Source organism: Arthrobacter sp. Soil762, assembly GCF_001428335.1.
GTDB lineage: Bacteria > Actinomycetota > Actinomycetes > Actinomycetales > Micrococcaceae > Arthrobacter.
Genome location: NZ_LMSG01000018.1, coordinates 39,685 through 57,663 on the forward strand (window position 1 = coordinate 39,685; position 17,979 = coordinate 57,663).

Below are 17,979 nucleotides of genomic sequence, written 5' to 3' on the forward strand. Positions count from 1 at the left end.
CAGAGGCCGGCGGGGAGACTCCAACGTCGCAGCGCAATGTTGCTTCCTGATGAAGGCAAAGTGTCATGCAAATGAACTATGGTCTAGACCATAGTTCATCTGCATGAGTCCACTATGGCCTAGGGTCGGGCGGGAGATTCGGCGGCTACCGCCCGGAGGGGTCCACTCGGCCGGAAACGATGATCCGCAGCCGATCAGTGCGGATCACATCCTCCGAGTACTCCACCGGCCGGCCGTCCTCGCAGAGAGCGGTTCTCTTGATGGTCAGCACCGGAGCGCTGGGGCCGATTTCCAGCAGCTTCGAATTCGCCGGGCCAGCCACGGAGGGGTTCAGCTCTTCAATGGAGGAGAACGGCGCGAGGCCATACTCTTCGCCCATAACCGCATACATTGAACCGGTGAGATGCCGGCTCAGCAGCCCGGGGAACAGGTCCGCCGGGAAGTGCGATTCCTCCAGGACCACCGGCGTCGAGGCGGCGTAACGGAGGCGGCGAATCCTGTGCACTTCAGCGTCGGGCGGCAGCTGCAGGGCCTCCGCAACCAGCCTGCCGGCGGGGCCGGTTTCGGCGTCGAGCAGGCGGGAGGACGCGCTGTGGACGCTCTTGAGCAACTGGGCACTGAGCCCCATCAGATTCGAGATATCCACCGAGGCCCTGGGCTCCGAAACGAAGGACCCGCCGCGGCCGCCAACGGCCCGGATGAGGCGCCCTTCATGCTGCAGGGTGTCCAGGGCCTGGCGGAGAGTCATCCGGCTGATGCCCAGTGCACTCGCCAACTGCCGTTCGGGGGGAAGCTTGCTGCCCAGGGTCAGCGAGTCGGCCAGAATTAGGTCCGTCAACCAGCCGTGGACCACCTGATGGGCCGGCAAGGACGGATCGAAGGTGAGATTCTGCGCCTGCTCCAGCAACTCGTCGGTGTTGATTTTCGACTCCTTCATAGCGCCCCGGTGAGGCCTCCAGTGAAGCGAATGGCCCCGAAACCAAGCATAGGTCCATTCGCCGGCCAGTTTCCGGCCAGCCGCGGCGCAGCTCCGGCGGGCGTACGCAGGCGTCCGTCGGGAGTGTCCGCGGGGGCGTGGGCGGCGGCGGATTAATCCCGGCTACACTGTCATGCGGGACCAAATGGTCTAGACCAAACGTTGCTTGTCGTTGAGCGCACTGAACGGCGGTCGCGCCGCAAAAATTGCCGCCGGAAGCACCACCATCTGCAGATTGGAATCACGCTATGGGCGCAGCCGCCGCCAGCACCACATCAACCCTGGCCACCTTTGATGGCGCTCTCTTTGACTTCAACGGCACGCTCTCCGATGACGAGAGCGTGCTGCGGGATCTGTTCATCGAACTGGCCGACACCGAATGCGGCGTCACCATCACCGAACGGCAGTACCAGGAGGACCTGGCGGGCCGCAGCGACCGCGAAATCATGGCTTTGATCCTTGCCCTGGCCTCCGGACCGGCGCGCAGGGTGGATGAGTTCCTGGGACTCATCGACGCGTCCTACAGTGCCCGGGTGGCACGCGAGAGCCTGATCCGGCCGGCCACTTGTGAGCTGGTGCGCGCCCTTCACGCCGCGGGACTGAAGTTGGCCGTGGTGACAGGGGCCAGCAGACCGCAGGTACTTCCTGCCTTGGAACGGGCGGGCCTGCTGGACCTGTTCGGCGTCGTCGTGACGGACGAGGATGTTTCGGAGGGCAAGCCGCATCCGGAAGGATTCCAGCGCGCTGCCGCCGCGCTGGGGCTGGAGAACCCTGCCCGCATTGCCGTGTTTGAGGACTCGCTGCCGGGCCTGGGCGCCGTGGCTGCCGCGGGCATGGTTGCCATCTGCGTCGAGGGCACCCATCCCCGCGAGGTACTGGCGCAGCACGCCCGGATCCTGGTCCCGGCGCTCGGACCTGAATGCCTGGAGCTGGAGTTGGGGTAATTTCGGATCGAGTTCCGTTAGGTTCTCAGGTCTACGGGCAGGGCCGCGGCCCCGCCATTCAGGACGCTCTCTCACTTAATGCCACTTAATTCGCAACGCTCTCTCACTTTCTTGAAAAAAGTGAGAGAGCGTTGGTCAAAAACCTGCGTTAAGTGAGAGAGCGTCTGAAGGGGCAGGGGGTGGGATTAGGGGCGGGCGCCGAAACCGCCGCCGCCGCCCGGGCCCTCGGAGGCGGTGTACTCGCCGGCGGTCACGGTGCCCACCTGATCGGCGCCGTCCAGGGAACCTTCGCCTACCCCGGCGCTGACCGTGGCCGTGCCGCCGGTGTAGACGGTGTACTCCTCGCCTTCAGTGATCGAGGCGAAGGAGAACACGAGCGACGCCGTCGCCTTGGTGGTCACGAAGGCACCCACCACGTTGCCCGCGGAATCGGCGATCTGCACCACCGTGCCGGCCGGAACAGCCGATCCGAGGGTGACCTGCACGCCGGACTGCGTCGAAGAGGTGCCCGGCGTGATCACCATGGCCACGCTGCCGGCCGCTGCCACGGTTCCGCCGGTGACGGTCAGTTCGCCGTTGACGTCCAGCGCCCCGTTGCCGGAGTTGGTGGGGCCGTTGACCACCACGGTGCCGCCGGAGATGCTGGCGTTGCCGTTGGAGTCCAGGCCGTCGCCCTGCGAGTTGATGGTCAGTGAGCCGCCGGTGATGTCCACGGTGTAGTCGCCCACGGCCATCTCGCCACCGCCTCCGCCCATGCCGCCTTGGGCCGAGATGGAGGTGGAGGACCCTCCAGACGCGTTCACGCCGTCGTCGTTCGCGGTGACGTTGGCCGTGCCGCCGGACATCACGATGTGCTGGGCCTCCAGGCCTTCCTCGGACTCCTCGACGGTGGTGACGCCGGCGGCGATGGTGAGGGTGTTGAAGGCCTTGATGCCGTCGTCGGCCGCGCTGACGTTGAGGGTTCCGCCGTTGATGAGGACCCAGCCGCGGCCTTCGTCTTCCTCGTTGTCGGACTTGAAGCCGTCGTCGCCGGCGGTCACCTGGTAGGCGCCGTCGAGCAGGACCGCGTAATCCTTGCCGACGATGCCGTCGTCCGTGGCGTCCACGGTGACGTTGCCGGCGGCCAGCACAAGTCCGTCCTTGGAGGAGATGCCGTCGTTGAAGTTGCCGTCCACGCTCAGCGAACCGGTGCCGGCGATGGTGAGGTCCGCCTGGGAGTAGAGTGCCGCGTTCGGGGCGTCCGCGGCCGTGTCCGTGTAGGTGGAGGCGTCGCTCAGGGAGTTTGACGTGCCGTCCTTAAGGAACACGATGGCCTCATTGGCGCTCTGCACCACAAACGGTGATCCGGTGGAGCTGGAGATCTCGGCACCGTCCAGAATGATGCGCACCACGTCTTCCGCGCCGGCGGCCACCACCACCTGCCCGTCGGACAGCGATCCGCTCAGGCGGTAGGTGCCCGACGCGCTGATGGTGACCGTGTCGCCGTCGACCGTTGCAGCGTCCGACGACGCCCCGGAGGCGACGCTGCTGGCACCGTCCGCCAGGGTCACGGCTACTTCGGCGGCCGCGTCCCAGGTGAGGTCATCGGCGTCGTAGTGTGTGTCGGCGGCGAGGGTGTCCAGGGAAACCGCGGCCTGTGCCGTGCCGGAGGTGGTGGACGAGCTGCCGTTGGTGGTGGTCCCGGTGATGGACGTCCCCGTGGCGGTGCCGGCGGCGGAGCAGCCGGCCAGCCCAACGGCGAGGGCGAGGGCGGTGACGGACAGGACGCTGCGGAAGCGGTTCATGGTGTGTTCCTTCGAAGTTGGTGGGGGAGCCGGGTCAGGCGGCGGGGCGGAGGTTCATGGTGCGGCGGAGCGTGCGGTTCCAGCGGTTGGCCGGCAGGTCCGGGCAGAGCGCCGCCATGCCGGTGGCGAACTTGGAGATCCTGGAGGGCCGGACGCCGTGGGCCCAGAGGTGCCGGTCCAGCGGGCCTGAGGCCGAGCCGGACTTGGTTTCCAGGATCACGGCGCCGTCCAGGACCCACGCCTGCTCGCCGGGCCGCTGCCAGGTGACGTCGGTATCGATGGTGGCCCGGCTGCCGGATTCCGGGAGGTAGAGCGTGGTGCGGTGGTAGCGGGTTTCGAGGACCGGCCCTAGGGGTCCGGCGGGCGCTCCGCCCACGGCGGCGAGGGTTTCGTGGACGTAGTCCAGGCCTTCCGCGGTCATGCGGGCGCGGTCCGTGAGCTCGTAGGGGATGCGTTCCTTGACGGTGGCTTCGCGGGCGCCTTCGGTTTTGACCTCCAGGAAGCTGATGGCGCTGTCCACATACGTCCTGGTGCGGACCTTGTACCGGCGCCGGCGGCCGTGGGCGGCGAGGAGATAGCTGTCCAGCTGCGCGGTGTCGAAGTAGACGGAGTCGTAGGCGAAGCAGCGGGAGCCGTCCATCTCCAAGACCCGGACCTCGGCGTCGAACGTGGCCAGGAGCTGCTGAGCCAGGTCCTCGGGGACCACGTACTTGCGGTCCACCCGGGTCTGCAGCGCGGCTTCGGCGTTCAGTTCCTCCAGCCCCACGGCCGGCAGTCCGCCCAGGCTGCTCACGACGCCGGCGCCTGCTGGGGCGTTCATGCCGCACCGGCCGAGGCATGGACGGGAGCGGACGCACGGTCGGGAGTAACGACGGGAGCGGCCGACGGCGGCGCTGTTTCCTCTGCCGGGACCGTCACCGGAGGTGCCGGTACTGCGTGCCGGGGCGCCGCCGTCGTGATGGCTGAGATGGTGGCCTGAGCTGCAGGCTGGACGATGCGGGGGGTGTAGGCGTAGCGCACGTCCACGATAGTTTTGTCGTTGACCAGGTCCAGTTCCTGGACGGTGGCGGTGTGGACCTTGCCCTGCAGGACTTCCTCGAGCCGTGCGTACAGTTCGCCGTCCTCCGCCAGGGCCCGGTCCAGGATGACCGTCTGGTGCCGGTGGGCGGGGAGCACCCGGGGGTGGTCGCCGACGAACATCACCAGCAGGATCAGGCCCATCAGCGAGGCGGTGAGCCACACCGGCTCGATGCCGAGGCCGGCGATCAGTCCGAGCGCCAGGGCCGAGAAGTAGTAGGCCACCTCGTGCTGGGCCAGCTCGGTGGAGCGGAGCCGGATGATGGACAGGACGCCGAAAAGGCCAAGTCCCAGGCCAAGCCCGGCGGCGGAGCCGGACAGTGCTGTGGCCACGGCCAGGACGCCCACATTCATGCCCAGGTACGAGACCACCAGGTCGCGGCGACGGTGGCGGCGGAGGTAGAGGACGAACGTGAGGATGCTGATGGCCGCAAGGTCTGCGGCGATGAAAATGAGCGAAGTCATCGGGATTCTCCGGAATCTGTTGGTGGGCTGTTCTCTACAATCCCGGGCCAAACTGTGCAGGTGCTGTGACGGAACCTAGGCCCGAATATGAGTGCCGGCTGGGCGCTCGACTGCTGTTTCCCGGGCGAAATTGATCGATAAGATCAAACCCGTGACTGACTCCCGCACCACCGCAGTACTCCGCATGAGACGCCTCTTGGTTTTCTGCGTGTTCGCGATCTGCGTCATCACCGCGGTGTCATTCTGGGGCACTCGGACAGCCCGGTGGGGACGCCCGCGGGGCTCTTCCTCCTCCGCCACGGTCGGAGGCGAAACTCGAAACGCTCGCCACCGGCATGTCCCCTGCCGTGAATGTCACCCGGAACGCGGACGCCGAGTGGCTTATCCGGGCTGCCGCGCAAACCGGTATACCCGCCCGCGCGCTTCGGGCTTACGTGGGCGCGGCCGGTGCGGCCAATCATTCCGCTCCGGGGTGTGGGATCGGCTGGAATACGGTGGCGGCAGTCGGCTTCGTCGAATCCGCCCACGGAGCTTACGGCGGCGGAACCCTGACTCCCGCAGGGCAGGCGAGCGGGCCAATTGTCGGCCCTAGCCTGGACGGGAACGGATTTGCCGCCATCGCAGACACGGACGCCGGCGTCCTGGATGGCGACCCTCACTGGGACCGCGCCGTCGGACCCCTGCAGTTCATTCCCTCCACCTGGGAGCTTGCGGGACGAGACGGGAACGGTGACGGCGAAGCGGATCCCTTCAACATCGACGATGCCGCCGTCAGCGCGGCCGGCTACTTGTGCGCCCATGGCCGCGACCTCACCGCCGCGAACGGATGGACTGATGCCATCTACTCCTACAACCAGTCCGATTCCTACGTGGACCAGGTGCGGCACCAAGCCACCTCCTACGCAGAGAAGACGGGCACCACCGGATAAGACAACGCGGCTGCTGCCGTCGCAAGAGCAGTACCTCGACTACCGGCGCAACGGCCCGGGGTGGTGGCCGCGGCTCAGGTCCAGAGCCTGGTCCTGGGACTCCCGTGCGGCGCTCCTGGCCGTGCGCCGGGAAAAGAGAAAGCGCTGCTGCACCACGTAGCTGACGGTCAGGAGCGCGATTTCGGCGAGGATTTTCGCCGGCAGAGCGGCCACGGAGAGGGCGTCCAGGGCGTAGATGAGGCCGTAGTTGGCGGGCAGCAGGACGAGCACCAGGCTGAAGTAGCGCAGCCCTGCGGCAGCGGCGGGCCTGTCCCGGCCGTGCTGGAACACCACCCGGCGGTTGACGAGGAAGTTCACGGCCGAGCTCACGGCCCGGGATCCCACCACGGCGAGCAGCAGCGAGTCGGTCACGAGGGTCAGGAGCAGGAACACCACGGTGTCCACGAGAAACGCGGTGAAGGAGGACGCCAGGAACTTCAGCAGCGGCGCGTAGATGCGGACCGAGTCCGCCACCGGCCGGAAATGGGACCCCGAATTGTGGTCCACATAGACCGTGGCGATGTCCACCGTGGTGATCGCATAGCCGGCCTGTTTGGCTTCGAGCAGGAGGTTCAGTTCGTATTCATAGCGCTCGCCACGGACGGACCGCAGCCACGGGAGCATGGCTGCCGGGTAGCCGCGGAGGCCTGTCTGGGTGTCGGAAATGCGCTCGCCGGTGGCCAGCGTGAACAGCAGCCGGGTGGCGCTGTTGCCGAATTTGCTGCGGGCCGGGACGTTGCCGGTGAAGTTCCGGGTCCCCAGCACCATGGCGGGAGAGCCGGGCTGCACCGCTGCCGCAACGCGGAGAATGTCCACGATGGTGTGCTGGCCGTCGCTGTCAGCACACACCACGTTCCGGTCCGGGAGGTGGTCGGCGATGAACCCGAACCCGGTCTTCAGCGCGAAGCCCTTTCCCCGGTTGCGGGAATACCCGATGACGTGGCACCCGAGTGCCTTGACGCCGTCGAACACGTCCTTGTACTCAGGCCCGCTGCCGTCATCAACCACCACCACGGTGGCCCACGGCTCGGCGTCGCGGATGGAACGGATCAGGGCCGGCAGCTGCTGGTCCGGCTCGTACGCCGGGATCAGGATGATCATGGCGGGCCCTACTCCGCGATGTAGAGGATGTCGGAGGTGCCGCGTTCCTTGTTTTCGCCCAGCGGGTTGTTGACCAGTTCGCCATTGAAATACATGGTGGACGACCCGCCGCCGTCGAGGTTGTACGCGGTGGTGGCGCCAAGGCCCTGCATGATTTCCGCAAGCCCGGTCATGGTGACGCCGGCGCTGTAGCCGGGGCTGCGGCCGTCCACCACCACAAACACCAGGTGGTTCGCGTCGATGATGCCGACGGCGGTGCGCGGCTGTTCGCCCTGGATGGAGTGGTTGCCGAAGTTGGTGTCCACCTCCACGTCCTCGATGCCCGCAGCCACCTCGCCGTTGTCCAGCAGGGACGGGCCGAAGGAGAGGGTGTTCCAGACTCCGTCCGCCACCAGCTGGGCTGCGGTGGTGGCGGTTTCGTCGTAGACCTTGACGGTGCCGTCGCGGTAGAAGGCCAGGCCCTGGCGGGCGCCGTCGTCGCGGAACACCACGCCGTTGCGGATCACGATGCCCGTGTCGCGGAAGCCGTAGTAGTCGCCGTTAATGGCGAAAATGGCGTCCTTGGCCGCCGCGATGGCGGACGTGGTTTCGGTGATGTTCTCGCCGAAGCTGTTGTTGGCGAAGGCTGACTGGAGGGTGGTGGCATCGCCAAGCACGACGTCGGCAACGTAGTAGGTGACGGTGCTGTCGCCGCTGCCGGTGGTCGCCGTGGAGATGTTGATGTTCGAGCTGTCCGACACGTAGGACGTGTCCGTGGTGACCGCGGTGGCGCTGGAGTCAGTGGTCGTGTCCGCCGTCGTGCCCTGGCTGGTTCCCGTTTGGCTGGCCTGGTACGCGGAGACGTCCGAGATTTCCACGTGCTGGACCACAAACCGGTCCAGCGCCCAGGCCGTGGCACCTCCTGCCGAAAGCGTCAGGGCCACGGCCCCGGCGACGACGGCGCGTCGGACGCGGCTGCCCTTGCGTGGTTTGTTCTTGAGAGGAGTCATGCCTCATTTGTAGGCAGCCAAGCTATCGCTTCGATTTGCCGATGATGTGCTGAGGCTGTGAATGGGGGCGGACCTTCTCTACGGCCAGGTGGCTCCAGACGCCTGGGCCGGCAGCGGAGTCGCCGGAGAGCGTCCTGGAAGCCGGAAGGCTCCCGGCGGACGGGCAGCTCTCCGGCGAATTCGCGCAGGATGGGGTGGGCAAGCGAGTGGGCAGGCGCCAGGGCGCCGCTTACTGCTGCCGTTGCGGTGTCGACTGCTGGCGGGCGGGGGCATCCGCAGGGCAGAGCTGCAGTGCGAGCTCCTGCAGTTCCTTGGGGTGGAACGGCTTGGTCAGGTAGGCGGCAGCGCCGGAGGCCATTCCGGCCAGTATGTCGTCTTCCTCGGACCTGGCGGTGAGGAACAGCATGGGAGCGGTGCTTAAGGCACGGATTGCGCGGGCTACGACGTGCCCGTCCATGTCCGGCAGGCCAAGGTCCAGAGTGATCAGCGCAACCGAGGGTTCAGCGGCCGCGGCAATTCCTTCGGCGCCGTTGGCAACCGAACGAACGGAAAAGCCTGCGCGGGTCAGGACCACCGTGATGAGACCGCGGATGTCATCGTTGTCCTCGATGACAAGACAGATGCGTTTTGTTTCCATGAAAGCCCCTCAGCCAACCTTGCCCCAAGTGTACGGGGCCGGTGGGGGGAAGGGCGTCATTATGACGTACGCCGCAAACCGCCGCCGGTCACCTCGCGGACACCTCGATGGCCGCCGCCGGCGGGGCCGGGTTCAGCCGTCGTAGTGCGTCCGGGCCGGCCCCTGGCCCAGCGCATTCACCACGTCCGCGGCGACGATATGCAGCTTGGAATTACGGGTGCTGGACGCCGCTTTGAGGAGCTCGAACGCGTCCTGCTGGCTGCACCGGTTCTGGGCCATGATGATGCCCACCGCCATGTCGATCACCGTGCGTGATTCGAGGGTGGCACGCAGATGCGCCGCAGTCTCGCTGTAATGCGCGAAACGCACCGCAAGCCGCAGGGCAAGGGAGGTCTGGCGGACGAAATCCTCGGCAGCCTTCAGGACGCGGCCTTCGAAGCGGGAGGTCCGGTGGGAGTAGACGAGCAGGGTGGCTTTGGTTTCCCCCTCCAGCCGGAACGGGATGGCCAGGACTGACCGGATGCCTTGGTCCAGGACGGCTTCGCAGTATTCGGGCCAGCGCGCTTCGTCTTTCATGTCAGGAACATGGACTGTCACCTGCTCCAGCGAGGCAGCCATGCCCGGGCTTTGCTCGGACTGGTATTCAATCTGGCTGACAGCGCCAGCAGCGGCGCCGCTGCTGGCAATAGTGGCCGCCTTGCGCTGACGCAGGAGAGTGATGCCGCACAGTACTTCGTCGCCGGGTTCGGAAAGGGTGCGGGCCGACACCCGGGCGAGCTCATCCAGGAACTCCTCCACGTCGGAGCTGTTGAGGAGTTCTTCGTGGAGGTGCTCGGTGATTGATGTAGCTGTTTTTGCTGTTGACTCGCTGGCCACGGTTCTTAGTGCCATTCGCTCAGGTCAAACGACCCGGTAACCCTCCGCATAACCCTGCCGTAGTGGCAAAAGGGTGGCGACGGTCGCTGGGTCGACGAACTGTCCAACGGCCTGCTGCTAAACCGATATCCAGAAGTATATACAGGCCAGAGCCTTGGGAAGCGCCACAAGGCGGCCAGGCCAGGGAGGGGTTCCCGAGCGCCCGCGCGAGAGTCCTTGCACATCGGACACCTCACGCCTCGTCGACGAAAACTGAGTACCCTGCCCGTCATCCAAGAGGTCGTCGCCGGCGAAGCCCGCAAAAGTCCAGTACTGCTACGCGTTGTTGGGATCACCAGCGCCGGGAAGTATGGGCGTCATCGATCAGCCGGAAGCAAGGTCCCTTAGTGGTTCCCGATGGCCGTGCGTCTCAGCATCTGTCTTTATCCCCCAGCCAAAGGAGTCTCTCTCATGCGCAAAATGACCAAGAAGAACAAGGTCCTGGCAGCAGCCGGTGCCATGGCACTGGTAGCCGGCGGCGGCGGTGCCGCCTACGCCTACTGGACAACACTCGGTTCCGGTTCCGGCGAAGCCACCAACTCGGAAGGGAAAGGCAAGGTGGACCTGACTGCCCACTTCGCGGGCGGGCTGGCCCCGGGAAACACTGTTGACGTGGTCTACAAGGCTGACAACGGAACCACCAGCAGCACCAGGGTGGGCGAGTTGACCGCCAACGTGACAACGAGCGACGACCTCTGCCTCTCTGACTGGTTCCATGTCTCTGCCCTAACCGACGACGCCCTCGTGGCAGCCACCTCGACTGGGACAACGGTGGGCAGCGGAGTTCTCGAATTCTTTGACCTTCCGGACGTCGACCAGGAGGCCTGCAAGTCCGCAGTGATCACGGTTAACGTCACCAGCGTCTAAGAAGCTTCGCCGGCGGGGAGGAGCAGAACCTCCCCGCCGGCGAATTCCACCTCCTCCCACTCAATTAAGAACTTGCCAGAAGGGCTGAACGTGCAGAAATATTCTGGGTACTTCCGCACAGTCATGCGAAGAACCACCACCGTAGCGAAGGTGCTGCTGGTGGGTCTTGTAGTGATGCTCGTTTCGGCGGGCACTATCTTCGCGGCCAGCCAGGGCAACAACACTAAGGGCGTCACCATCCAGGTGAATCCCTCCAGCCGGACGGTTGACCGGGGCGACCCGGTCAACTATTCGGTGTCCCTGACCTCCACCAACGGGTTCAGCGGCAGCGTCACCCCCACTGTTTCGGGCCTGCCGGCCAGTACGACGGCGGCCTTCGCACCGGCGTCGGTGACGCTCGCTTCGGGCAAGACCGCCGCCGTCACGCTCACGGTGGCGACGTCGGCAACCACTCCGGACGGCAAAGCGGACCTGACCATCACCGCGGCCATCGGCGCAAGCCAGGCCGCCGCCGTCGTGGTCCAACTGCACGTCCTTTCGTCCAAGAAGTCCTTCACCATTTCCGGGAATCTGGGCACACAGCTCACGCCGGGTGCCACGCTGCCGCTGAATCTTTCTTTTGCCAATCCCAACAACAAGAGCCTGGCGCTGACCAGCCTGTCCGTCGCCATCACCGGCATCACCCGGACCCAGGCGGCGCTGGCAGCCGAGCTTCCCTGCACGGCGTCGGACTACGTAGTGACCAACTACGCCGGCTCCTACCCCTTGACGGTTCCCGCGGGCTCCCAGTCGCTCTTTTTACTCGACATCCGTGAGGACCTGTGGCCCAAAATCGCCATGCTGGACACAGCGCTGAACCAGGACGGCTGCAAGGGCGCCACCCTCCAGCTCGCCTACTCCGGAGCAGGAGAGGGGAACTGAGATGACACGCACAACGAAAACCACCTCCCGACGGCTGGCTGCCAGAACTGCGGCAACAACCGTCACCCTCTGCCTCGCCACGGGAGTGGGGGGCGCGTACGCCTACTGGGCCACGGTGGGTGCCGGGTCGGGTGCTGCAACCAACGGCACCATGGCAACCGTCACCGTAGAAGCCCTCGTGGCCGGCGACACCCCGCAGAACACCCTCGTCCCGGGCGGCACCGCCGATGTTGCCGTCCGGGCGCACAACCCGAACAGTTACCCGGTGCAGGTTTACGCCATCCGCGGCAATGGCGCCGTGACCGTCGACGCGAACCACTCTGCCTGCACCGGCGTGACCTTCACCAGCCCTGCGGCCCCACTGAACCCGGTGGTCAGCATTCCGGCAAACTCATCCGTCGTGATCACGTTGCCAGGCGCCGCCGCCATGTCCTTGAACTCCCCGTCAATTTGCCAAGGCGCCACGTTCAGCCTGCCCGTTACTTTGGAGGCACGGAAATGAACCGCCCCATCCCTCCCAGGCGGCCGGTGTTTGAGCCTGTCGAAACCAGGCCACGACTGCTCCGCCCGAATCGTAAGGCCCGGATTGCCGGCGTTGTGGCTGCGGCACTCGTCATTTCCTGGGGCGCCCCGGCGGCCAACGCCTACTGGCAGACACTCAGCAGCAACAACGGCGGCGCCAGAGCCGATGCCATCCTTGCCGTGGCCGCTCCGACGGCGTCCCCTTCGGCAGGTGCCGCCTCCGTCAGTTGGGCCCAAAGCACGACGGCGGCGGGCCGGCCGGTCTCCGGCTACACCGTTGCCCGCTACTCATCCCCGACCGGCGGGACCAAAGTTGCCGCCGGGGGAGGCTGCGGGGGAACCATCGCAACGCTGACCTGCAGCGAGGCTGCACTGCCCGCCGGCACCTGGTACTACACGGTTACGCCGGTTCTGGCATCGTGGACCGGGGTTGAAAGTGCCCGCAGCGCCGGTGTCACGGCCGCGGATACGACACAGCCTGACGCGCCTACGATCAGCGCTCCCGCGATCGTGAACAGCGCGAACGTTACCAGCGTCCCAGTCAGCGGAACAGCAGAAGCTGGCTCGTCCGTGACCGTTTCCGGCACGGATGCAGGAGCTGCACACACGTCCTCGCAGACGCTGACTGCCAACAGCTCCGGCCAATGGACGGCTGCCGACTTCAACCTGACGTCGTTCAACAATGGCACGATCACCTACACGGCCTTGGCAACTGATGCGGCAGGCAACGTCAGTGATCCTGGAACGGCGACGTCGACCAAGGACACGGTGGCGCCCGCCGTAGTGAGCGTTTCCCTCTCCAACGGCGGAACCCAGTTCACGCCTGACGCCGGCGACAAGGCCGTGCTGACATTCTCGGAGCCGCTGCTTCCCCCGACCATTTGCGGTAATTGGACGAACACTTCCGGCAGCCAGACGGCGAACGGCACCGTCACTATCGCCGCCGGCAACGCCCTGAGCTTCGCCGCGACCGACCCTGGCTGCCCTTCCGTCAGGTTCGGGTCGGTGGCGCTGAGCAGCAGCTACTCTGCGGGAGGTGCTCTGACCTTCAATTCGTCTCTGACGTGGAACTCGGGCACACGTCAACTCACCGTCACCCTTGTTAGTTTGACTGGCGGCATTCCGGTATCGAAAACCGGGAACGTCACGCCAACCTACACTTCGCCCTCCGGGCTGACGGATGGCGTCGGAAATCCGCTTCCCACGACGCCGTTCGCCGGGTCCAACTCCCGGTTCTAACCGCCCCCCAATCCAACGCCAGCCTCCAGGTGCCCTCCCGGAGGCTGGCGTTGTGCTGCGACTTGTGGGCAGAATGAAGGACACGTTGGCGCTGCCGACAGTGGACCCGAGACCAGCCGGCAAGGACGCCGTGGAGGGACATGAAAATGACCAGACTGCTCATCATCGGGCCGCCGGGCTCAGGGAAAGGCACCCAAGCGGTGCAGATCGCCAAGCACTTCCGCATTCCAACCGTATCCACGGGCGAAATCTTCCGGATCAACGTCAGCCACGCGACGCCGCTGGGCATAGAGGCCGCCAAGTATCTCGACGACGGCGCTTTTGTCCCGGACCATCTCACCAACGCCCTGGTCAAGGACCGGCTCCTCGACGCAGATCTGCAGCCCGGTTTCCTGCTGGACGGATACCCCAGGACGGCTCCCCAGATCATGGAACTGGACAACATACTGGCGTCCCAGGGCCACCGCCTCGACGCCGTGGTGGAACTCCGCGCACCGGATTCCGAACTGGAGCAACGGATGCTGCAGCGGGCCAAGGAGCAGGGCCGGAAGGACGACACCATCGAAGTGTTCCGGCACCGGCTGGACCTCTACCACCGCGAAACCCACGAGGTCGTGGCGGTCTACGCCGGCCGGGGCTTGCTGGTTTCGGTGGATGGCAGCGGTGACCCAAGTGCCATCACCACACGCGCCATTACCGCCGTCGAAAAGTTCCTGTCCACCCGGGTGTCCCCATGAGAATTGCAGTGACCGGCGGCAGCGGAAAACTGGGACGGCATGTGGTCCGCAGGCTGACCAACGACGGCCACCAGGTGCTGAACCTGGACCGGGCGGGGGAGCGGCATCGCGGGTTGGCAATCGTGGACCTGCGCAACTACGGCCAGGTCCTTGACGTGTTCCTGGGTCTCGACGACCGGCATGACGGCTTCGACGCAATCGTCCATCTGGGAGCCATTCCGGCGCCTGGCATCATCCCGGATGCTGCCACCTTCGAGAACAACATGCTCTCGACCTACAACGTCTTCCAGGCGGCGCGGCGGGCCGGCATCAAGAAGGTGGTTTACGCCTCCAGCGAGACGGTGCTGGGACTGCCGTTCGACGTCTACCCTCCCTACATCCCGGTGGATGAGGAATACCCGGCCCGGCCGGAGAGCACGTACTCACTCGTGAAGCACCTCGAGGAGCAGATGGCGATCCAGCTGACGCGCTGGGATCCGGAGCTCAGCATTGCGGGCCTGCGGTTCTCCAACGTTATGGATCCTGAGGACTACGAACGGTTCCCGTCGTTTGATTCGGACGCCAGTGCGCGGAAGTGGAACCTCTGGGGCTACATCGACGGGCGCGACGGCGCACAGGCTGTTGCGCGTGCGCTGGAAAACGGCCAGCCCGGGTTCCAGGCTTTCATCATCGCGAATGCGGACACTGTCATGACGCGTTCCAGCGCCAGCCTCGCCGCGGAGGTGTTCCCCAACGTCACTGTGACCAAGGAGTTGGGCGAACACGAGACTATGTTGTCCATCGACAAGGCCCGGCGCCTGTTGGGCTACGAGCCCGAACACTCGTGGCGGACCTACCACTCCAACAGGACCACGCCCACGGAAGACTGAATCGCGGAAGGCTGAACCCGAAAGCAGGCCACTGGGGGGTCCCTCAAGAATTCCGCAGGCGCCGAAAGGTTGGCGCAGGATCAGCTCAATTCCCGGCCGCGGCGCATGGGGGGCTCCTAATCTGGTGATAGGCGGGGATTTGTTGCCGCCAGCATCAATCCAGACCGTCACACTAGGACCCCGCCATGCGCACCTTCCGTTTTGTGCTGACCGCTGCCGCCATGCTGATTTCCGCGGTGGCCCTGACCGCCTCGGGCCTGCCCGCCGCCGCCGTTGCACCGCCCCTTGCCCCGGCCGGCAACGACGCAAGCGTCCGCTATCTGGTCCGCTTCACCGCGGAAACGGACGTCCCGGCCGAGGCGGCGCGCCTCAAGTCCCAGGGCCTCGGCGTCGGCCGCTCCTTTTCGCACGCCCTGCGTGGCGCCGTGGTTACGGCGACGCCGGCGCAAGCCGCGGCATTGTCCCGTGCGGCGGGCGTCGCGTCGGTTGAGGTGGATGCGCCCATCACACTCTCCACAACGCAGCAGCCCGCGCCATGGGGGTTGGACCGCGTGGACCAGCGGCCCCTGCCCCTTTCGGGTTCCTATACGTGGACCGCCGCCGGCGCCGGAGTCAACGCGTACGTGGTGGACACAGGCGTGCTCGCCTCCCACTCAGAGTTTGCCGGCCGCGTGGCAGCAGGCTGGACGGCCGTGGCCGATGGCCGCGGATCCGGCGACTGCAACGGCCACGGCACCCATGTGGCCGGAACCGTGGCCGGGACCACCTACGGCGTGGCAAAGGCGGCGACGATCGTCCCCGTCCGGGTGCTGGACTGCTCCGGCTCCGGCTTCAACTCCGACGTCGTTGCCGGCCTGGACTGGATCGCCGCCAACCACTCCGCGGGAGCTCCCGCCGTGGTGAACATGAGCCTGGGCGGAGTGGCCAGCGCGGCCGTGGATTCGGCGCTCCAGGGTGTCATTAACGACGGCGTTACTGCAGTGGTTGCCGCCGGCAACTCTGCCGCGGACGCCTGCGGGAGCTCGCCGGCGCGGCTCCCCGCAGCGGTCACGGTGGCAGCCAGCGATTCCGCCGACCGTCAGGCCTCCTTCTCCAACTTCGGTTCCTGCGTGGATCTGTATGCACCCGGCGTCGGCATTGTCTCCGCGTCGTACAGCTCGGCCACCGCAACCGCCTCCATGTCCGGCACGTCCATGGCAGCGCCCCACACGGCAGGCGCCGCGGCCGTGTTGCTGTCCCAGAACCCGGCGCTTACACCTGCCCAGGTCGCTGCGTCGTTGACCTCGAACGCCACTGCCGACGCCATCACGGGCATCGGAACCGGCACGCCGAACCGCCTGCTTTACGCCGCCGCGGCGGCTCCGGCACCTGCGCCCGCACCGGCTCCCGTGGCGCCTGCCCCCACAGTTACGGCCAAATCACCCGCAGCACAGTCGACGGCGGTACCCGTGGCCAGCAATGTGACGGCCACGTTCAGCCAGGCCGTCCAGGGTGTTGGTGCCGGAACATTTATGCTCCGGAACGCCGCCGGCACCGCCATCCCGGCAACGGTCAGCTACAACGCGACAACGAAAACGGCCACCCTCGATCCCTCCGCCAACCTGGCCGCGGACGTCACCTTCACGGCGACGCTGGTGGGCGGCGCCACCGCCATCCGCGACACCGCAGGCACGCCCTTGGCCAGCACGAGCTGGACGTTCACCACCGGCCCGGCGCCCACGGTCACGGGGTTCACGCCGGGCAGCAACTCCCAACTGGTCAGGCGGAACAACAACCTGTCGGTGACCTTCAGTGAGCCGGTCCAGGGCGTCAACACCGCCACGTTCACGGTGAAGAACGCGGTCACTGGGGCTCTGGTCCCGGCTGCCGTCTTCCGCAACGGAACCACCAATCAGTGGATCCTGGACCCGCAGAACACTCTGGCAGCGAAGACGAAATACACGGTGACCGTGACCGGGGGCGGAACGTCCATCCGCGACCTCGCAGGCAATCAGTTGGCCACGAAGACGTGGCAGTTCACCACGGGTTCGTTCTAGCTGTCGGTTGTGGAAAGGGAGGCCGACGGCGGCAGTTGGGGGGCGCCGTCGGCCTCTGTTGTGTGTTGCGGGAAAGTATCCGGCGTCACGCCCTGATGGTGCTTGGACCAGATATGGCCCACCTCCTCAGCGAACTGTTCCATGATCCTGCTCATGGCGGCATGGGCGGCGTCGGCCTCACCGCGCTGGATGGCGCTGGCCACGTCAACGTGAAGCTGAAGTGCTTCGTGGTGCGGCAGGTCTGGCATCAGGCCGTGTTCCGTCCGGCCGGTGAGGACCTCGGCCACAAGATTCTGGAGCTGGGCAAACATGGCGTTGCCGGAAGCCTTGAGCACGGCGGCATGGAACTCCACGTCCAGGCGGAGGAACTCCTCCTGCTCTCCGCGCTGGCCCGCGGCCCACAGCCGCGCAGCCAGTGAGACAAGATCGCTGCCGGCATCCCATGAGGCCCGCTCGGCTGCGAGCCGGGCGGCCTGCGGTTCGATCGCGCCACGGAGCTCGTTGAGGGCCTGAAGCTGCTCCAGCCGCCGGGACGAGGCCAGTCGCCAGCGGATCACCTGGGGATCGTAAAGGTTCCAGGCCTCTTCGGGCTGCACCACGGTGCCGAACCGCCTGCGGGATGCCAGCATGCCTTTGGATGACAGAACCCGGGCCGCTTCCCGGACCACCGAGCGGGAGACCTTGTGCTGCGCCTCCAGCTCGTCCAGCCGCACCACCGAATTCGGCGCGAGTGTCCCCTCGGCAATGGCGAGTCCCAAACTCTGGACCAACGCGGTATGCCGGTCGGTAGGGGACTCCGCCTTTGGGGTTTTCATAAATAAATCATACTGGTTACCAAAAGGGGTTGTTTAAGTCTGCCTTATTTACCTATGCTCTCTTCCAGAGCAGATGTAAAGATGCATTTGTAGACGGCTGGACAGTGACGTCAGCCT

At 66.1% G+C, this 17,979-nt stretch carries 18 protein-coding genes; 9 read left to right on the forward strand and 9 right to left on the reverse strand.

Annotation, left to right across the window (positions count from 1 at the left end; translation table 11 throughout):
* Positions 1-145: 145 nt before the first annotated feature.
* Positions 146-937 (reverse strand): GntR family transcriptional regulator, encoded by a 792-nt coding sequence (locus ASG77_RS12825; protein ID WP_056346070.1) that lies wholly within the window; start codon positions 935-937, stop codon positions 146-148.
* Positions 938-1,224: 287 nt separating this feature from the next.
* Here ASG77_RS12825 and ASG77_RS12830 point away from each other — a divergent pair, with 287 nt between their 5' ends.
* On the forward strand, positions 1,225-1,920 hold the full coding sequence (locus tag ASG77_RS12830; RefSeq protein WP_056346072.1) for an HAD family hydrolase: 696 nt from the start codon (positions 1,225-1,227) through the stop codon (positions 1,918-1,920).
* 185 nt (positions 1,921-2,105) lie between these two features.
* On the opposite strand, the gene ASG77_RS12835 is transcribed toward ASG77_RS12830, so the two are convergent.
* From ASG77_RS12835 to ASG77_RS12845, 3 genes are read right to left on the reverse strand one after another with little or no spacing between them, the layout of a single operon-like run.
* A complete protein-coding gene (locus ASG77_RS12835) occupies positions 2,106-3,704 on the reverse strand; it encodes a carbohydrate-binding domain-containing protein (RefSeq protein ID WP_056346074.1) in 1,599 nt (532 codons plus the stop codon).
* Between the two features lie 34 nt (positions 3,705-3,738).
* A complete protein-coding gene (locus ASG77_RS12840; RefSeq protein WP_056346076.1) occupies positions 3,739-4,524 on the reverse strand; it encodes a polyphosphate polymerase domain-containing protein in 786 nt (261 codons plus the stop codon).
* Positions 4,521-5,246, reverse strand: coding sequence for a DUF4956 domain-containing protein (locus ASG77_RS12845; protein ID WP_056346079.1), 726 nt, complete (start codon positions 5,244-5,246; stop codon positions 4,521-4,523). Before ASG77_RS12845 ends, ASG77_RS12840 begins: the two co-directional genes overlap by 4 nt.
* Before the next feature lie 335 nt (positions 5,247-5,581).
* Between ASG77_RS12845 and ASG77_RS12850 the strand changes: the two genes are divergently transcribed.
* Entirely contained in the window at positions 5,582-6,175 is a 594-nt protein-coding gene (locus ASG77_RS12850; protein ID WP_235564521.1) for a lytic transglycosylase domain-containing protein, read from the forward strand.
* Between the two features lie 39 nt (positions 6,176-6,214).
* Here the strand turns inward: ASG77_RS12850 and ASG77_RS12855 are convergent, their stop codons facing one another.
* The 4 genes from ASG77_RS12855 to ASG77_RS12870 form a co-directional block, all read right to left on the reverse strand.
* On the reverse strand, positions 6,215-7,315 hold the full coding sequence (locus ASG77_RS12855) for a bifunctional glycosyltransferase family 2/GtrA family protein (RefSeq protein WP_056346081.1): 1,101 nt from the start codon (positions 7,313-7,315) through the stop codon (positions 6,215-6,217).
* Between the two features lie 8 nt (positions 7,316-7,323).
* Positions 7,324-8,304, reverse strand: coding sequence for a phosphodiester glycosidase family protein (locus ASG77_RS12860; protein WP_056346083.1), 981 nt, complete (start codon positions 8,302-8,304; stop codon positions 7,324-7,326).
* A 229-nt stretch (positions 8,305-8,533) separates the two neighbouring features.
* Entirely contained in the window at positions 8,534-8,941 is a 408-nt protein-coding gene (locus ASG77_RS12865; protein WP_056346085.1) for a response regulator transcription factor, read from the reverse strand.
* Between the two features lie 132 nt (positions 8,942-9,073).
* Entirely contained in the window at positions 9,074-9,817 is a 744-nt protein-coding gene (locus ASG77_RS12870; RefSeq protein ID WP_056346087.1) for a GAF and ANTAR domain-containing protein, read from the reverse strand.
* A 450-nt stretch (positions 9,818-10,267) separates the two neighbouring features.
* Here ASG77_RS12870 and ASG77_RS12875 point away from each other — a divergent pair, with 450 nt between their 5' ends.
* The 7 genes from ASG77_RS12875 (at position 10,268) to ASG77_RS12905 (ending at position 17,047) form a co-directional block, all read left to right on the forward strand.
* Entirely contained in the window at positions 10,268-10,723 is a 456-nt protein-coding gene (locus tag ASG77_RS12875) for a hypothetical protein (protein ID WP_056346089.1), read from the forward strand.
* A 90-nt stretch (positions 10,724-10,813) separates the two neighbouring features.
* Positions 10,814-11,644 (forward strand): COG1470 family protein, encoded by an 831-nt coding sequence (locus ASG77_RS12880; protein WP_235564525.1) that lies wholly within the window; start codon positions 10,814-10,816, stop codon positions 11,642-11,644.
* Between the two features lies 1 nt (position 11,645).
* Positions 11,646-12,146: a hypothetical protein gene (locus tag ASG77_RS12885; protein WP_056346090.1), complete on the forward strand. Its 501-nt coding sequence runs from the start codon at positions 11,646-11,648 to the stop codon at positions 12,144-12,146.
* The gene (locus ASG77_RS12890) at positions 12,143-13,405 is read left to right on the forward strand and encodes a hypothetical protein (RefSeq protein ID WP_056346093.1); all 1,263 of its coding nucleotides are present in this window, start codon (positions 12,143-12,145) and stop codon (positions 13,403-13,405) included. The genes ASG77_RS12885 and ASG77_RS12890 overlap by 4 nt, the downstream gene beginning before the upstream one ends.
* Before the next feature lie 146 nt (positions 13,406-13,551).
* Positions 13,552-14,142, forward strand: coding sequence for an adenylate kinase (locus tag ASG77_RS12895; protein ID WP_056346496.1), 591 nt, complete (start codon positions 13,552-13,554; stop codon positions 14,140-14,142).
* Positions 14,139-15,011: an NAD-dependent epimerase/dehydratase family protein gene (locus tag ASG77_RS12900; RefSeq protein WP_056346094.1), complete on the forward strand. Its 873-nt coding sequence runs from the start codon at positions 14,139-14,141 to the stop codon at positions 15,009-15,011. The genes ASG77_RS12895 and ASG77_RS12900 overlap by 4 nt, the downstream gene beginning before the upstream one ends.
* A 185-nt stretch (positions 15,012-15,196) precedes the next feature.
* The gene (locus ASG77_RS12905; protein ID WP_235564527.1) at positions 15,197-17,047 is read left to right on the forward strand and encodes a S8 family serine peptidase; all 1,851 of its coding nucleotides are present in this window, start codon (positions 15,197-15,199) and stop codon (positions 17,045-17,047) included.
* Here the strand turns inward: ASG77_RS12905 and ASG77_RS12910 are convergent.
* Complete coding sequence (locus tag ASG77_RS12910) at positions 17,044-17,862, reverse strand: FadR/GntR family transcriptional regulator (protein WP_082576026.1); 819 nt, start codon at positions 17,860-17,862, stop codon at positions 17,044-17,046. The genes ASG77_RS12905 and ASG77_RS12910 overlap by 4 nt on opposite strands.
* Between the last annotated feature and the right edge of the window lie 117 nt (positions 17,863-17,979).

Bases quoted from the DNA above. Each gene is read 5' to 3' on its own strand.
- ASG77_RS12825 (WP_056346070.1), bottom strand. From the start codon at position 937: ATGAAGGAGTCGAAAATCAACACCGACGAGTTGCTGGAGCAGGCGCAG.
- ASG77_RS12830 (WP_056346072.1), top strand. From the start codon at position 1,225: ATGGGCGCAGCCGCCGCCAGCACCACATCAACCCTGGCCACCTTTGAT.
- ASG77_RS12835 (WP_056346074.1), bottom strand. From the start codon at position 3,704: ATGAACCGCTTCCGCAGCGTCCTGTCCGTCACCGCCCTCGCCCTCGCC.
- ASG77_RS12840 (WP_056346076.1), bottom strand. From the start codon at position 4,524: ATGAACGCCCCAGCAGGCGCCGGCGTCGTGAGCAGCCTGGGCGGACTG.
- ASG77_RS12845 (WP_056346079.1), bottom strand. From the start codon at position 5,246: ATGACTTCGCTCATTTTCATCGCCGCAGACCTTGCGGCCATCAGCATC.
- ASG77_RS12850 (WP_235564521.1), top strand. From the start codon at position 5,582: ATGTCCCCTGCCGTGAATGTCACCCGGAACGCGGACGCCGAGTGGCTT.
- ASG77_RS12855 (WP_056346081.1), bottom strand. From the start codon at position 7,315: ATGATCATCCTGATCCCGGCGTACGAGCCGGACCAGCAGCTGCCGGCC.
- ASG77_RS12860 (WP_056346083.1), bottom strand. From the start codon at position 8,304: ATGACTCCTCTCAAGAACAAACCACGCAAGGGCAGCCGCGTCCGACGC.
- ASG77_RS12865 (WP_056346085.1), bottom strand. From the start codon at position 8,941: ATGGAAACAAAACGCATCTGTCTTGTCATCGAGGACAACGATGACATC.
- ASG77_RS12875 (WP_056346089.1), top strand. From the start codon at position 10,268: ATGCGCAAAATGACCAAGAAGAACAAGGTCCTGGCAGCAGCCGGTGCC.
- ASG77_RS12885 (WP_056346090.1), top strand. From the start codon at position 11,646: ATGACACGCACAACGAAAACCACCTCCCGACGGCTGGCTGCCAGAACT.
- ASG77_RS12890 (WP_056346093.1), top strand. From the start codon at position 12,143: ATGAACCGCCCCATCCCTCCCAGGCGGCCGGTGTTTGAGCCTGTCGAA.
- ASG77_RS12895 (WP_056346496.1), top strand. From the start codon at position 13,552: ATGACCAGACTGCTCATCATCGGGCCGCCGGGCTCAGGGAAAGGCACC.
- ASG77_RS12900 (WP_056346094.1), top strand. From the start codon at position 14,139: ATGAGAATTGCAGTGACCGGCGGCAGCGGAAAACTGGGACGGCATGTG.
- ASG77_RS12905 (WP_235564527.1), top strand. From the start codon at position 15,197: ATGCGCACCTTCCGTTTTGTGCTGACCGCTGCCGCCATGCTGATTTCC.
- ASG77_RS12910 (WP_082576026.1), bottom strand. From the start codon at position 17,862: ATGAAAACCCCAAAGGCGGAGTCCCCTACCGACCGGCATACCGCGTTG.